Raw genomic sequence first — 14780 nt, forward strand, 5'->3', positions numbered from 1 at the left:
GGCTGCGCGCCGTCGAACAGCGTGCAGTTGATGGACACKCGGAAACCGCGCTCCTTGGCGGCTCGAATGGCCGACACTGCGCGCTCATACACGCCTTCCTGGCAGACGGACGAATCATGCATCGCCTTGTCGCCGTCGAGATGAATATCCCAGGAGAAGAACGGGTTGGGCTCGTAATCATCGAGCTTCTTCTCGAGCAGAAGACCGTTCGTGCAGAGATAGACATACTTCTTGCGCGCCGTCAGACCCTTGACGATCTCGGGCATCTCCTTGTGGAGGAGAGGCTCGCCGCCAGCGATGGCGATGACGGGGGCGTCTGCTTCAGCATCGGCATCCAGGCATTCCTGCAGGCTGAGGCGCTGGTTCAGGATCTGGGCCGGGTAATCGATCTTGCCGCAGCCCGCACAGGCGAGGTTGCAGCGGAACAGGGGTTCGAGCATCAGAACGAGCGGATAGCGCTTGCGACCCAGAAGATGCTGCTTGACCACATAGCGTCCGACACGGACGGCCTGCATCAATGGAACGGCCATGTATCTCTATGCTCCTACACCAATCGACGTGCACGCACGGGACCAGAAAAGGCCCGGCGGAAATAGCGCGTCGACGTCAAACGTGAGACCCGCAGGTCGTATGATTTCGCAAGACATCACCGAAATCGGGACCGGCGCGCAAGACTGAAAAGGATACGAACGGGATGGTAAAACGCTGCCTATACACCCTGCAGGTTGCCCACCTCAACATCGATGACGTTTCATTGCGCGATCTGTGTCATTTTGGCGACATGTAAAGGCAATAACTAACCAATTTTTAAGCCGAAATCTGTTGCACCCCACATCGTGATTCGCGCATTCGCTCCCCTCGTTATTGCAACACGGTGGGAAGATTGCACTTTTCGACGTTATGTCGGACATATGCGACAGTGATTGATGAGCGGATGTCTTGTTTAAAACACGAGCCACCCCAGCTTCCGACTACGGATCCGGACACCTGTCGGCACCGTTTACCGGGACAGATTTGAGGACGCAGCATGACACGATTTCCCATCACCACGCCCGACGCGATTCCTGCACGGCGCCTGAGCCGTGCCGCGCTCGGGCTCTTGGCCCTGATTTCGGCACCCGTCGCGTCTTCCTTCGTGTTCATGCCTGCTCCCGCCCTGGCCCAGTCCGAGGCCCAATCGCCGGCCGTGGCGCCCATCAACGACCTTTATACGGCCCTGAAGCAGATTCAGTCCCCGTCCAGCGGCACACCTGAAGCCCGCGCCCAGATCATGGCTCCGGTGATCGATCGGATTTTCGATCTGTCGACCGTGCTCCATAACTCCATCGGCATGCGTTACACGACGCTGTCTGCAGATGAGCAGACGAAGCTGCTTACCGCTTTCCGACAGTTCACCATTGCCCGCTATGTCTCGAGCTTCAAGCAGGGTGGTACGGCGCAGTTCACGGTCAGCCCGACCACGCGTCCCGCCCCCACGGGAGGCAGCACCATTGTGAGCACATCGATCGGTGACGGGTCGGATTCTGCGACCGCTATCAATTATGTGATGATGCCTTCTGGCGGCGGATATCGCATCGTCGACATTCTGCTCAATGGTCACATCAGCCAGGTTGCCGCCCAGCGCGCTGATTTCAGCTCGACGCTGGCCCGCGGCGGCGCGGATGCCCTCGTGACCCTGCTCAACCGCAAAACCGCAAAGTTTATGAATAATTAAGATGCACTGTCGGCCCCCTGCAATAAAACACCTGGAAAAGGGGAGAGGGGGCGCGTGACTCTCGTTTTGAACTGGCTAGGTTATGCCTCTGCGGGGATCGCGTTGTGTGGATGCGCTCAGTCGGCAATAGGCGCGGGGCTGATTACTGCGTTCCGGCGCCAGGAAAAGAGCGCAGTTCTCCCCGATGCGCGCCAACCCACGCGCATCGGGGAGAACACAACCCAGATTCTCCCCCCGGTGACGGTGCTCAAGCCCCTGCATGGCGACGAGCCGATGCTCGAACAGGCTTTGCGCAGCTTCTGCGAGCAGGACTACCCGCGTTTCCAGCTCGTCTTCGGCGTTCAGCGCAAGAGCGACCCAGCCATCGCCATCGTGCAGCGTCTGATGCAGGACTATCCCGAGCGCGATATCAGCCTCGTGATTGACGATACCGCGCACGGAACGAACCGCAAGGTCGCCAATCTGATCAATATGTATCCGAGGGCGAAGCACGATGTCCTCGTGATTTCCGACTCCGATATTCATGTGCAGCGCGGCTATCTGCGCGACATTGCAACAACGCTCGCACGTCCTGGCGTCGGCCTCGTGACGACGCTCTATGCTGGACTTCCTGCAAGCAAAGCGTTGGTGCGTGAGTTCGCCGCCTCGCAGATCAATCATAATTTCATGCCTGGCGTGATGATGTCCCGTCTGCTGGGGCGTCAGGACTGCCTTGGTGCCACCATGGCCCTGACGCGCAGGCTGCTGGAACGGGTGGGCGGTCTGGCGGCTCTGGCCGATCACGTGGCCGATGACGCCATTCTGGGCCAGCTTGTGCGGGCCCATGGGCAGGAGATCGCCCTCGCCCCATGCATGACCTGGACAACCGTTGCCGAACCCTCGGCGGGCCACATGATCGAGCACGAATTGCGTTGGGGGCGTACGGTCAAGAATGTAGAGCCGGTCGGTTACGGTCTCTCGGCCATTCAACTTCCCCTTTTCTGGTCGAGCGTTGTCCTGGCCTGTTTCTGGCCCGCACGCGGTGCTCTGTGGTTTTTCCTTGGCGTCTGGGCGGTTCGCAGCCTCGCAGCCATGGCGATCGACCGAAACGTGGGGCGCCTATCCCCTGCCCTCTATGCCCTGTTTCCGCTGCGCGAATGGCTGTCTGCCGCCATCATGGTGGGCAGCGCGCGCGGCAAGCGCGTGGCCTGGCGTGGTCAGACCCTCCATATCAGGCGAGCGGCGTCGATTACACCGCCAATACAGCCGGTCGAACCCGGGGATTAGACTTTTTACCGTTTCAGCCTCATATGCTGGGGCATTCGTCAGGAATACCTGACCCTTTCACCTTTGCGGATCTTGAGATCCGGTGGTTTTTGCGAGGACCTTCATTGTCATGATGCGCACGCTCTTTCTTCAGCCCCCTTCATTCGACGGTTTCGATGGCGGCGCCGGGTCGCGTTACCAGGCCAAGCGCGAAATCCGCTCCTTCTGGTTCCCGACCTGGCTGGCACAGCCTGCCGCCATGGTCGAAGGCTCACGCCTGATCGATGCCCCGCCGGCTGGCATTGGCATGGAGCCGATCCTGAAGGACGTGATGAATCGCGACCTCGTGGTGATGCACACCTCCACACCGTCTTTCGCCTCTGACGTACGCGTTGCGCAGATGCTCAAGGACGCCAATCCCAAGCTGATGATCGGCATGGTTGGCGCTAAGGTGGCGGTGCAGCCTGACGAATCGATGGCCAAGGGCAGCCCGATCGACTTCGTGGCGCGCAACGAGTTCGATTTCACGATCAAGGAAATTGCCGAAGGCCGCGATCTGAAGGACGTGGACGGCATCACCTGGCGCAACAAGGATGGCGAGATCATCGCCAATCGTGACCGCGCCATGATCGAGGACATGGACTCCCTCCCCTTCGTGACCGAAGTCTACAAGCGCGACCTCAAGATCGAGGATTACTTCATCGGGTATCTGATGCACCCGTATATCTCGATCTATACCGGTCGCGGCTGCAAATCGCGCTGCACCTTCTGCCTGTGGCCGCAGACCGTGGGGGGCCATCGCTACCGCACGCGCAGCCCCGAGCACGTGGCTGCCGAAATCCGTCTTGCCAAGCAGTATTTCCCGCAGGTGAAGGAGTTCATGTTCGATGACGACACCTTCACCGACGACCTGCCCCGTGCGGAAGCCATCGCGCGTGAAATGGGCAAGCTGGGTGTCACCTGGTCATGCAACGCCAAGGCGAACGTGCCCTATGAAACGCTCAAGATCATGAAGGAAAACGGGCTGCGCCTGCTTCTGGTCGGCTATGAGAGCGGCAACCAGCAAATCCTGCACAACATCAAGAAGGGCATGCGCGTCGAGACGGCACGCGAGTTCACCAAGAACTGCCACAAGCTGGGCATCAAGATCCATGGCACCTTCATCGTCGGCCTGCCCGGCGAGACGAAGGAGACCATTCAGGAAACCATCCAGTTCGCCCGTGAAATCAACCCGCACACGCTGCAGGTTTCGCTGGCAGCTCCCTATCCCGGCACGGCGCTGCACAAGCAGGCTACCGAGAATGGCTGGTTCAATGAAGCTGAAGCCGAGCTGATCGACGAGAACGGCGTGCAGATTGCCCCGCTGCACTACCCGCATCTGTCTCATACCGAGATCTTCAACTCGGTTGAGGAATTCTATCGCAAGTTCTACTTCCGCGCGCCGAAGATCGCCTCGATCGTCAACGAGATGGTTCGCAGCCCGCAGATGATGAAGCGTCGTCTGCGCGAAGGTGTGGAATTCTTCCAGTTCCTCAAGGGCCGCAACGCGGCCTGATCACTCAGGCGTCGTCTGTTCCCATGCGTCGTTTGATCATCTCGGCCGATGATTTCGGCCTGAGCGAAGAGGTCAATGAGGCCATCGAGATTGCCCATCGTGATGGGTTGCTCTCGACGGCCAGCCTTATGGTAGCCGGACCCGCAAGCCTGGACGCCGTTCGTCGGGCCAAGCGTCTGCCTAATCTGCGGGTCGGGCTGCATCTGGTCGTGATCGAGGGCGATACGGCCCTCCCTGGCGCGACCATACCGGCCATCGCCACGCCTGATGACCGGTTCGGCACTAGCCAGCTCGGTCTGGGCGTGTCCTATTTCTTCCGCCCCGCCGCGAGGCGCGCGCTGGCACGTGAGATCGAGGCCCAGTTTCGAGCTTTTCTTGCCTCGGGCCTGTCGCTCGATCACGCCAATGCGCACAAGCACATGCATCTGCACCCGACAATCGGGCGCCTACTGATCGAAACCGGGGGGCATTACGGGCTGCGCCATGTGCGTACACCCAGCGAGCCTGCCGGGCCACTCAACGCTGCCGAGATCCATCTGGACTCGCTCGGGGCCTCGGCCATGCGCCGCTGGTGCGGGATATTGCGTCATCAGATCGCCCGAGCGGGCATGACAACCAATGATTCCTGTTTCGGATTGGCCTGGAGCGGCCAGATGCGCCCGGGACGTGTGGCAGGTCTGGTCCCGCACCTGCCCGAGGGTCTGTCTGAGATGTATTTCCATCCAGCTCTGGAACAGAACGCGCTGCTCAAACGCCTCATGCCCTATTACGACCAGCGTGGCGAATTTGATGCCTTGGTGAGCCCGGAAGTCAGGGAGGCTGTGCGCAAAAGCGCTGTCACGCTTTGCGACTGGTCGGGCAGGCCTGTCGCCACACCCTGATCTCCCGAAAAATCATGCACGCGAGCTTCCTCCCGATACGGCTCAAGGCGCATCGGGAAAAACGTGAAGCCCGCCACGCGGGCTTCACGTCAGACACTCTCAGAGAGCGGAATCCACCCAGGCCTTGAGCGCACTCTTGGGAAGCGCACCGGTCTTCTGGGCGACGACCTCACCATTCTTAAACACCATAAGCGTCGGAATGCTGCGCACACCAAAACGCGTCGGGGCTTCAGGATTCTCGTCGATATTGATCTTGGCCACCGTGAGACGGCCCTTGTACTCGCCACCAATCTCATCGAGCGCCGGCGCGATCATCTTGCAGGGGCCGCACCATTCGGCCCAGAAATCAACCAGTACCGGGCCTTCGGCCTGCAGCACATCCTTATCAAAGCCGCTATCGCTGACAGCTACGGTATTTTCGCTCATCCTGTTCTCCCTTTCCAATGCAGACCGCTCAGGTCCGTCTCAGCATCACATATCAGCAGTTCCTTCTCGGCGTTCAAGAGGGAAGAGCGCCTGTCGGTTCCACCACGTCGCGTGCCGAGAGGCTCCAGACTTCAGAACCTCCCTTCAAGGCACCGCGTTCAGCAGCCCCGACTCCTTGTCCTGGCAGATCGAAAAACCGCGATCGGCCCCTGTGACGCGTGTTTCCCCCCAAGAGCCGAAGCGGCATCGCGCGCACGTGACAGCGAAATCGCCCGCTCCTGAGAAACACGGGGGAGCGCGCGACGTTTCATGGTCAGCTTCCCTCTGTCGGGGAAGCATTCTCTTCGGGAGGCGCCTGAAGGCGTCGCCCGGGCCAGCCAGTTGGAGAAGCGCTTTTGTCGATGCGGTCCATTCACCCTGCGCACTCTGCGCGAGCCCTCTGCCTCCGGGTTCTGGGTGGCGTGAGCCTGGTGGCTCTTATCGCGACCGCACAGGCACAGCCCACCCTGGCGCCGCTTCCCCCATCGCCCGACGCCCCTGATTACGTACCAGTACCCTTGACTGCCGCCGCACCGTCGAGCAGCAACACGCAGCGTGTCCCGATGAGCGCGTTTGATCCGCTTGTCACCCCGGCAACACAACGTCTGCTCCCCGGCAAGATCGTCTTTTCCATGCTGGTAACGCCCGATCTGACCAAGGCCGAGAATTTTTACGGTCCGCTTTTCGGCTGGAGTTTTCGCCCTGTGAACGGGGGTAAACATCCTCGGGTCGAGATCATGCAGGCTGGCCGGGCCATCGGGACGATGGTGGCGCACCCGCTGGATAACCCGAAGCAGGATGTTCCCTTCTGGCTTCCTTTCATCTCAACTTCCGATACGGCAACGGTGGCACGGGTGACGAAGCGCTATGGAGGGCACGTTCTGTTTGGCCCGCGCAAATGGGACGGGCTGGGTCAGGCAGTGATTGTTTCCGACCCCCAGCAGGGAATATATGCCGCGCTGAGCGCCCAGTCTGGCGATCCGGAGGATCTCTCCACTGCGCCCATGCTGGATAGTTTCTCCTGGGCCACGCTCCTTACCCCCTCACCCAGCACCGCCGCCGGGTACTATCAGATGCTGTTCAATTACCAGGTCACGGCTGCTCCTGAGGCCGATAGCGGCGCGCATTACATCCTGTCCTCACAAGGACAGGAACGGGCAAGTGTGAACACCCTTCCCCCTGACGTGATGCCCAGAGATAAGGCGCGCTGGATACAATTCGTGCAGGTGCGCAACAGTGCCACCACCGCGACACGGGCGGTTTCTCTCGGTGGACAGGTCATCGTTCCAACCCATGTCGATCGCGATGGAGCCCTGATATCCGTGATCGCCGACCCGACCGGCGCTGTATTCGGTTTGATCGAAGCCCAGAGAGACATGCTTGAGATGGGACCGGCGCAATGAGAAAGGCTTCTTGCGGCAAATCCGCTGCGCTCTTCGCGCTGCTCGGCCTCTGCGGGCTTGGCTTGTCCGGCTGTTACGGCCATGACGATTATTACGGAGGGGGCTATTACGGCTATCCCGGCGGGTGGGGGCGTCAGGGCTGGAACGGGGGCTATTCCGTTGGCCCGCATTACGCCGGACGTGGCTGGGGTGGACCCGGCTATCGCAACCGTTATGACCGGCCGCGTCAGGATCATGGAGATCATGACAGGGGGCATTTCGACCGCAATGGCGGCGGCCACCATCACTGATTTCCTCAGACTGGGTGCCGTCCTACTCCTGCCTGGAACGTTTGCTCCCGTATGGGCCACGTCTCAGCCTGTCATGGTCAGCTTCTGACAGGCGCAGGCTGCGCGGATCGGACAGGGGCTGCTTGGCTCCGAGGCCGTCGAGGCATAGGGTGGGAGAGCATCCCCACCGGGACATGCCCCCCGGCGCCGGGCTGCGGCAGATCAGGGTTCGAACGGGACAAAGCTGAGCGTTGGCCCTTCCGTCCAGACCAGAACCAGCACGATCTCATGATCAGGATAGAGCTGTGAGAGCACAGCGCCATAAGCATTCATCTGGCGACGATAAGCAGCGGGTACGGCCTGGCCCGGTCGCGGAGGCTTCTGGCCTGTCTTGTAATCACAGAGCATCACCTGGCGAGGCGTCACACAGAGGCGGTCGACCTGTCCCAGCACAACCTGGCCTTGCGCAATGCCCGTCACCGGCTGCTCCGCAAGACTGCCGGGCGCAAAAAGCGGAGCCAGATTCTCATGAGTCAGGATGGCGCGTATCTGGGTCAGAAGCTGCGTGCGGTCCTCTGCCGGGAGACCATGGGCCGGCTGGGCAAGCCAGTTTTCGGCCAGCACGTCCCATTCCTCAGGGTTTCTGTCCGGCAGCCATTGCAGGAGCCTGTGCACGAGTGTGCCCCGGTTGATGGCCCGCGCGCGTCTGCTCTCATGCCCTGCCGCCAGAACAAGCGGAGAAAGCGCAGGGGGCGCCTCGCCAAAACGCGCTTCATCCGGTCGGCTGGGCGCCAGAGGTCGTGTGAGGGCAGCCTCCTGTGGCGCGGGGATTACACGCCAGTCCGGTGCACTGCCCAGAAATCCGGGGAGCGCTATCAGAGCAGGTTCATGATGCCTGGCAGGAAGTGCGGTTTGATGCTCGGGCTCGGCTTCGATCACGAGGGCCTCTCCCTCCCACCCGCCCTCGAAAGACTGCGGTGCAGCCCCGAGACGGTCGAACCCGTCCCGGCAGAGCGTGTACCATGAGGTGTCGCTCTGCTTCTTTCGGGGTTCCCAGCCGCATATTACAAGCCAGTCACTGGCCCTTGTGAGCGCGACGTAGAGCAGGCGGTTACGCTCGGCCTGCGCCGCCGCTTTTTCCGCTTCTTTCAGACGGTCGCCCAGATCGGAAGGCAATTCCCGGCCCGGCATCCAGACGGGCAGATCAAGACCATTCTGACGGGTCCAGAGCAGCTTTCTCTCGCCTTGAACCTCCCCTGTCATATCGGGCAGCACCACCAGACGCGCCTGCAACCCCTTGGAGCCGTGCACCGTCATGATCCGCACGGCGTCGATCTCGGCCTCGGCCTCACGCTTGACCGTCAGGCTGCTCGAAGCGAGCCAATGCAGGAAGCCCTGCATGGAGGGCGCATGAAGCCCCTCGAAACGCAATGCCGCAGAGAGCAGGTCATCGAGAGGCTCTGCCGCTTCCGGCCCGAGGCGGGCGAGCGCGCGGGCGCGCCCTTCATGGCGGCCGAGCGCATCGGCAAGGATCTGATAGGGCGTTGCGAAATCGATGCGGGTCTGGAGTGCGGAAAGGCGCTTCCAGGCGCTCTGCCAGTCTGGCCGCTCACGATGACGCTTCCGCAGCACGGTCCAGAGCGGCACATCACCGCGCCCCATGGCAAGATCCATGAGCGAGGAATCGCTAACCCCACCAAAAGGCGAGGTCAGGGCCGTGGCCAGGGTCAGGCTGTCCTGTGGCAGAAGCAATGCATGGCACAACGCCATCATATCCTGAACGGCGAGCGAGTCAGTCAGTCCCACTCCTACCAGCGTGGCGACCTCGACTCCCTGCCCCTTGAGCGCGCGGATCAGCGCCCTGAGGAAAGCAGAGCGCCTTGGTACCAGGACCAGAATCTCCCCCGCGCGCAGCGGTGCCTGACCCGGCTGGGGGGACTTGCCGATCTGGCCTGCAATCCATTGCGCCAGATGATCGGCCAGTTTCTGGGGAGCCCGGCTCTGGCCCGCATTGCCCTCCGGTGCGGCCCAGGGATCATCGATCCCGTCTTTCTCGTCCTTGGGCACGAGCGGCCATAGTTCAACGCGTCCGCCCTGTCCGGGACGCGCCGAGCGATGAGGCGGCAGAATGTCGCGCCCGGGCTCACGCAGCCCCTCGGCCGCCAAAGGGTTGGCGAAAACCGAATCCACCAGATCGAGAACGGGCGCGACCGAGCGAAAGGACACGCCGATCTCGGGGATGCGCCATTCCAGCCCTGCCCCCTGAACCATGGCCTCGAAACGCTCGCGCGCCCGGAACAGGCCTTCGGGATCAGCGCCCTGGAAAGCGTAAATGGATTGCTTGAAGTCACCCACAGCAAAGACCGTGCGGGGCCGCCCCTCCATTTCGCGCGCGCTCTCGCCTACGAAGAATTCCTCGACCAGCGCGGTGGCAATCTCCCACTGGGCGAAAGACGTGTCCTGTACCTCGTCCAGCAACAGATGATCCAGACCGCCATCGAGTTTGTAGAGCACCCAGGACGCCCCAGGGTCGCGCAGCAGATCGCGCGTGCTTGCAATCAGGTCATCGTAATCGACAAGCCCCCGCTGAAGCTTGTCCTGCGCGTAATGGGCCAGGGTGGGCGAGGCGAGCGCGAAGAGCGCAAGGTTCAGCGCCACCAGACGCTCTGCCGCAATGCTGCGACCCAGCGCGATCAGGCGCTCGGCCTCCCGGGTGAAGACCTCCATGATATGAGGACGATCCCGGTTGATGGCTGCGGGCACGAATCCCCTGGCCGCGCGCGGCGTGCCGGTGCCAGTCACGAAAATGGCCTGCCAGTCCTCGGCGTTGCGATCATGAGGCGAACGAGACAGGGCATCGAGCATCCGGCTCAGCAGAACCTGCATGGTAGGAGTGCCTAGGGGCAGCGCTTCCTGAGCACAGCGCCGCAGGGCCTCTTCCTCGGGTGGCGCAGTACGCTGGCTTTCAAGGCCATCGAGGCTCTGCTCCCCTGCGCCAAAAGCCCGACGATAGGCGCGTTCGATCGCACCCGGCTCGATCTGCCAGCGTGCGAAGCTCTGGCGCAATCTGGACACACGTCCCTGCAAGCCCCTGATGCGTTCGAGATACTCTTCCAGCCCCACCTGTCCTGCCAGAAGGCTGAGACGCGCCTCCATGGTCGGGTCCCCCATTGCGCGGGACAGCGTGTGCTCGATGGCATTGGCCAAAGCGAGGCCTGAATCCGTCTCTTCCATGAGGGTGAAATGCGGATTGATTGCGGCTTCCAGCGGAAAGCGCCGCAGGAGCGACTGGCAGAAGGCGTGGATCGTGCCGATCTTCATGCCACCCGGCAGATCAAGCACGCGCACGAACAGCGCGCGCGCCGCCTGCCGCGTCTCAGCCGAAACAGGCACGCTGAGCGCATGAAGCTCCCGGTCGAGTGCATCATCGGGCAAGGAAACCCAGCGCCCGAGACGCGACTGAAGGCGATTGGCCATTTCAGCCGCTGCCGCACGGGTGAAGGTCAGACACTGAATGCGCGCGGGATCCGAACCCGGCACGAGCACCGGCGCGCCTGTCTGCGGGTCAGACACCAGAGCCGGCAGCATGAGGCGCAACAGACGATCGATCAGCAGCTTGGTCTTGCCGCTTCCAGCCGAGGCCGAGACGAACACGGAAGCCAGGGGGTCGGAGGCCAGACGCTGGATATCGTTGGCCGAAGCGATGACCTGGGATGAAGATGTAGAGCTCGGGCTCATTCTCCACCCTCCTCACGTGCGGCGCTCCACTCCGACACACGCGCCAGATGGGCGTAGTCGCTGTAACGCGGCACATAATCGGGATGCGGGTGCGAGCGATAGGCGGTTTGCGGATCATCGAACGCCTCGACGCGGCGTCGCAGCCGATCGAGCGCGCTCTCGACCAGGGTGTCCAGCGCCTCTGCCTTGCCCGGTACGGAAAGTTCCTCCCCCCGGTTGCGGTCGCCGGTCAGACGCCAGTAAAGCAGCGAGGCCGTCTCGGCGGAAGGCAGATCGGCGAACCCGCCAAGACGCAGCATGGCAGCCTCAAGCACGAGTTGCGAACTCCATCCGGCCTCGACATCGCCCAGCTTGGGCAGGCTGCCGGTCTTGTAGTCGATAATCGTCGCGCGCCCATCCTGACCGATCTCGATACGGTCCGCACGCGCGCTGAGACGAAACGGCGCATAGGGGGGTGTCAGGGTCATCATGCCCATCTGCTCGGTCTTGAGCAGGCGCGGGGCTTCACGCATGGCCTCGCGCTCGCAAACCCAGTCGGCAATACGCAGCACGCGCGGGCGCCACCACGCTGCAAGGGCCGGGCGCAGGTCGCGCTTTGCCAGCGCGTCCAGCAGGGCCTTGTGTAGCGCCCGGCCTCCTTTCTGGCCATCGGTCAGCCAGCGTTCGAGCCCTTCATGCACCACCACGCCGATATCCGAACGGTCGGCGGCTTCTTCCAGAGCCGGAAGGGCCTTCAGCCTGAGCACATGGCGGGCATAGATAGCGTAGGGATCGCGCAGCCAGGTATCGATTTCCGTGACCGACAGGCGCCTGGGCCGACTGGCAACAGGGGGGCGCGGCTCCGGCGGCGGTACGGGGCACGCCGGGCCAAGCGGCTGATCCATACGTGCCTGCCAGATCAGGGCCGGATGGGATGGCAAAGACTGACCGCGTCCTTCCAGCAGGGCCTCGAGACGCACCAGCCACCGCGCCGGCACGGCAGGGGCGCCGTCACGACGCGAGGCGCTGGAGAGCACGATCTCACGACCCGACAGAAAAGCCGTGGTAAAATCATGCGCTGCCGTGCCGATCAGACGCTCAGGCGAGGGCAATCCGGCCCGTGTGCGCATGGGGCGGCTGAGCCAGGGGCCGGGATCGGTGGCGGGCGGCCAGATCCCCTCGTTCAGCCCGCCCAGAATGACCAGATCGGCAAATTGCAGGCGCGCCTCGAGGACGCCAAGGATAGAGACACGCGGATGCAGGGCCTCGCCGTCGCGCCCCTGCAACACGCGCTGCCCGAACACCATCTGCCCCGCCATCGAAGCCAGCAGGAAAGCGGGCATACCTGACAAGGTTTGCGGTGGGAGCACGGCACCATGCGTCATCAGGCTGGCGATATGGCGTGAAAGGGCATGGCCCTCTGCACCGAGCCAAAGCCTCTCATCCCCCGGCTGATCCTGTGTGGTGGTCAGAGCCTCGGCCGCGCGTACCAACGCCGCCAGAAGATCCGGCAAAGGATGGGCAGCCTTGCCAAGCAGTGGAGAAAGCGCTTCGGACAGACGATCGAGAAACGGCCCAAGCGGTTCTGCCTGATCGGGGCTGTCGGCTGTTTCGGCGCCGCTTTGGTCCTGCTCGTGCAGCGCACGGCGCAACCCGGCAATGCCCGGCGGCGGGGCTGGCCCACGCAGAACGAGCCGCTCCAGCCGGCGCGCCGTGGCGCGGCAATTACCCGGCGTGGTGCCGAGCGCCACGAGCGGATGCTTCAGCATGGCCAGCAACGCCACGGGAGCGAGATCGGCCGAGGCGGCCTCCGCTATCAGACGCAGCAGAATGGCGGCGGGCGTCAGGGCCAGGGCCTCCCCCGCGCTGTCATCAGCCACAATGCCGAAACGCAGCAATTCGGTCGCGACACGTCTGGCCAGAGCGCGGTCTGGCGTGACCAGTGACGCCGTACGTCCCGGCCTGTCGACTGCTTCGCGCAGGATCATGGCCAGGGCAGCGGCCTCCTGCTGCTGGTCATCCGCCTCGACGCGCGTGATTCCGGCAAGCGGGAGACCCTCCCGGCTCTCCCCCCAGGCGGAGAGTCCCTCCATGGGGCGCATGAACAGGCTGGTAAGGCCGATCCGCGCACTCAGGACCTGACGGGCAGGCTCATCCTGAGGATCAACGCCGTCTGACCAGACAGCCATGGTTTCACGGGAAACATCCAAGTCATTGAGAAGTCGTCGAAATCCGGATTGAGGGTGGCTTTCGGGCAAATGGGCCCAAAGTGAGTCCGGCAAATCGAGATCGACACCAGGCAGGATCACGCAGCCCTGAGGCGCGTCCAGCACCGCCCGCAGAATGGCGCAGACGGCAAACATGCCATCGGTGAAGCCGACAGCCCAGAGCGGTCCCTGAGGCGGGGCATCACGCCAGCGTGCCGCCTGCGCCTGCAGGACGGCCACCTGCCGGGCCACCGGGTTCATCAGCCCCGTCTCGCGCAGCCATTCAGGCCAGGCCTCTGTGACGATATGGAGGAATTGCAGCGTCTTGTGCCAGTGATCCGCAAAGCGCGGCTCAGCTGCATCGGGCAGGCGCTCGCGCAGATCGACCGCGACACGCTCGGCGTCATCCATCAGCTCTGCCAGCGCCGAGGCAAGCGGCCAGGCCTGCTCAAGCGTCAGATCCGCGCTGAACACCCCCTTTGCCTGCAGGACCAGAGCCGCCAGAACCGACAGGCGGCGCAAGGGATCAACAGCAGGCGGAAAGGAGAGTGCATCGGCACCGGCCAAAGCGAGGTCGTCCTCATTCACGTCGCTGACAGGCACGATACGGGGCAAAAGCGCGGCCCGCCCATCGAGACAGCGCAGAAACGCCTCAGTGAGATTGCGCGCGGCCCGTCGACTCGGGACCAGAATAAGCGCATTTTCCGCGCCGTCCTGCGCCGGTCCTGCAAGCCAGCGACGCGCCACATCATCGAGAAAGGAGCGATCTGCCGGAATGGTCACGAGGGTCACAGGCGGTCACTCCACCCCTCGATCTGCGCCGTACGACAGGCTTCCTCCGCCCCTTGGGTGAGCGTGAGGTGGAGCGCGTGAGCCGGGAGTTCATCCCCCGCCCGCTCTGGCCACTCCACGAGCATGATGCCCTCCTGCACCTCATCCCAGCCCAGCTCGAAAAGGCCGTCGGGCCCATCCAGACGCCAGAGATCGAAATGCGCAACCGCTCCCTTTGATGTGTCATAGAGCTGAACGAGAGAGAACGTCGGACTGGGTACCTCCAGCGTCGGATCGTTAGCCAAGGCCCGCAGAAAGGCCCGAGCAAACACGCTCTTGCCCATGCCCATTTCACCATGCAGCGCGATCACATCTCCAGGCTTCGACAACTCTGCGACACGGATGGCAAGAGTTTCGGTGGCAGACTGGTCGGGAAGATCGAGTTCGCTCATGGGCGTAGTCTAGAACCGCACCAAGGGGATGGGTAGGGTAAAGCAGATGCGCCTGCGCAACGAGACAGGCCCCATGGACTGTGAGGGTTCCCGGGAAGGAT

At 62.8% G+C, this 14780-nt stretch carries 11 protein-coding genes; 6 read left to right on the forward strand and 5 right to left on the reverse strand.

The genetic code is table 11. The features are described 5' to 3' along the window. Nucleotides 1–530 (reverse strand): adenosyl-hopene transferase HpnH (gene hpnH, locus C0V97_RS13305; RefSeq protein ID WP_127103070.1); only part of this gene is annotated, 530 nt, incomplete at its 3' end. A 497-nt stretch (nt 531–1027) separates the two neighbouring features. Between hpnH and C0V97_RS13310 the strand changes: the two genes are divergently transcribed. From C0V97_RS13310 to hpnK, 4 genes are all read left to right on the forward strand, one after another. After that, the gene (locus C0V97_RS13310) at nt 1028–1714 is read left to right on the forward strand and encodes an ABC transporter substrate-binding protein (protein ID WP_127102673.1); all 687 of its coding nucleotides are present in this window, start codon (nt 1028–1030) and stop codon (nt 1712–1714) included. 54 nt (nt 1715–1768) lie between these two features. Next, the gene (gene hpnI / locus C0V97_RS13315; protein ID WP_127103071.1) at nt 1769–2980 is read left to right on the forward strand and encodes a bacteriohopanetetrol glucosamine biosynthesis glycosyltransferase HpnI; all 1212 of its coding nucleotides are present in this window, start codon (nt 1769–1771) and stop codon (nt 2978–2980) included. A 109-nt stretch (nt 2981–3089) separates the two neighbouring features. Further along, complete coding sequence (gene hpnJ, locus C0V97_RS13320; RefSeq protein WP_127103072.1) at nt 3090–4514, forward strand: hopanoid biosynthesis associated radical SAM protein HpnJ; 1425 nt, start codon at nt 3090–3092, stop codon at nt 4512–4514. 23 nt (nt 4515–4537) lie between these two features. Beyond that, nucleotides 4538–5395, forward strand: a complete 858-nt coding sequence (gene hpnK / locus C0V97_RS13325; RefSeq protein WP_127103073.1) for a hopanoid biosynthesis-associated protein HpnK — start codon at nt 4538–4540, stop codon at nt 5393–5395. A 99-nt stretch (nt 5396–5494) separates the two neighbouring features. On the opposite strand, the gene trxA is transcribed toward hpnK, so the two are convergent. Then, a complete protein-coding gene (gene trxA / locus C0V97_RS13330; protein WP_031240847.1) occupies nt 5495–5821 on the reverse strand; it encodes a thioredoxin TrxA in 327 nt (108 codons plus the stop codon). 470 nt (nt 5822–6291) lie between these two features. Between trxA and C0V97_RS13335 the strand changes: the two genes are divergently transcribed. Both C0V97_RS13335 and C0V97_RS13340 read left to right on the forward strand, forming a co-directional pair. Then, entirely contained in the window at nt 6292–7263 is a 972-nt protein-coding gene (locus tag C0V97_RS13335) for a VOC family protein (protein WP_127103074.1), read from the forward strand. After that, entirely contained in the window at nt 7260–7553 is a 294-nt protein-coding gene (locus C0V97_RS13340) for a hypothetical protein (RefSeq protein WP_127103075.1), read from the forward strand. Before C0V97_RS13335 ends, C0V97_RS13340 begins: the two co-directional genes overlap by 4 nt. 201 nt (nt 7554–7754) lie before the next feature. On the opposite strand, the gene addA is transcribed toward C0V97_RS13340, so the two are convergent. Genes addA through tsaE form a run of 3 tightly spaced genes read right to left on the reverse strand, consistent with a single transcriptional unit; the run spans nt 7755 to nt 14679 of the window. Next, the gene (gene addA, locus C0V97_RS13345) at nt 7755–11270 is read right to left on the reverse strand and encodes a double-strand break repair helicase AddA (protein ID WP_127103076.1); all 3516 of its coding nucleotides are present in this window, start codon (nt 11268–11270) and stop codon (nt 7755–7757) included. Then, a complete protein-coding gene (gene addB / locus C0V97_RS13350; RefSeq protein WP_127103077.1) occupies nt 11267–14248 on the reverse strand; it encodes a double-strand break repair protein AddB in 2982 nt (993 codons plus the stop codon). The genes addA and addB overlap by 4 nt, the downstream gene beginning before the upstream one ends. Then, a complete protein-coding gene (gene tsaE, locus C0V97_RS13355) occupies nt 14245–14679 on the reverse strand; it encodes a tRNA (adenosine(37)-N6)-threonylcarbamoyltransferase complex ATPase subunit type 1 TsaE (RefSeq protein ID WP_127103078.1) in 435 nt (144 codons plus the stop codon). Before tsaE ends, addB begins: the two co-directional genes overlap by 4 nt. Between the last annotated feature and the right edge of the window lie 101 nt (nt 14680–14780).

The sequence above is a fragment of the Asaia sp. W19 genome (genome assembly GCF_003994335.1).
Taxonomy (GTDB): Bacteria; Pseudomonadota; Alphaproteobacteria; order Acetobacterales; family Acetobacteraceae; genus Asaia.

Coding starts and splice junctions, on each gene's coding strand:
- C0V97_RS13310 (WP_127102673.1), top strand. CDS start 1,028: ATGACACGATTTCCCATCACCACGCCCGACGCGATTCCTGCACGGCGC.
- hpnJ (WP_127103072.1), top strand. CDS start 3,090: ATGATGCGCACGCTCTTTCTTCAGCCCCCTTCATTCGACGGTTTCGAT.
- hpnK (WP_127103073.1), top strand. CDS start 4,538: ATGCGTCGTTTGATCATCTCGGCCGATGATTTCGGCCTGAGCGAAGAG.
- trxA (WP_031240847.1), bottom strand. CDS start 5,821: ATGAGCGAAAATACCGTAGCTGTCAGCGATAGCGGCTTTGATAAGGAT.
- C0V97_RS13340 (WP_127103075.1), top strand. CDS start 7,260: ATGAGAAAGGCTTCTTGCGGCAAATCCGCTGCGCTCTTCGCGCTGCTC.
- addA (WP_127103076.1), bottom strand. CDS start 11,270: ATGAGCCCGAGCTCTACATCTTCATCCCAGGTCATCGCTTCGGCCAAC.
- tsaE (WP_127103078.1), bottom strand. CDS start 14,679: ATGAGCGAACTCGATCTTCCCGACCAGTCTGCCACCGAAACTCTTGCC.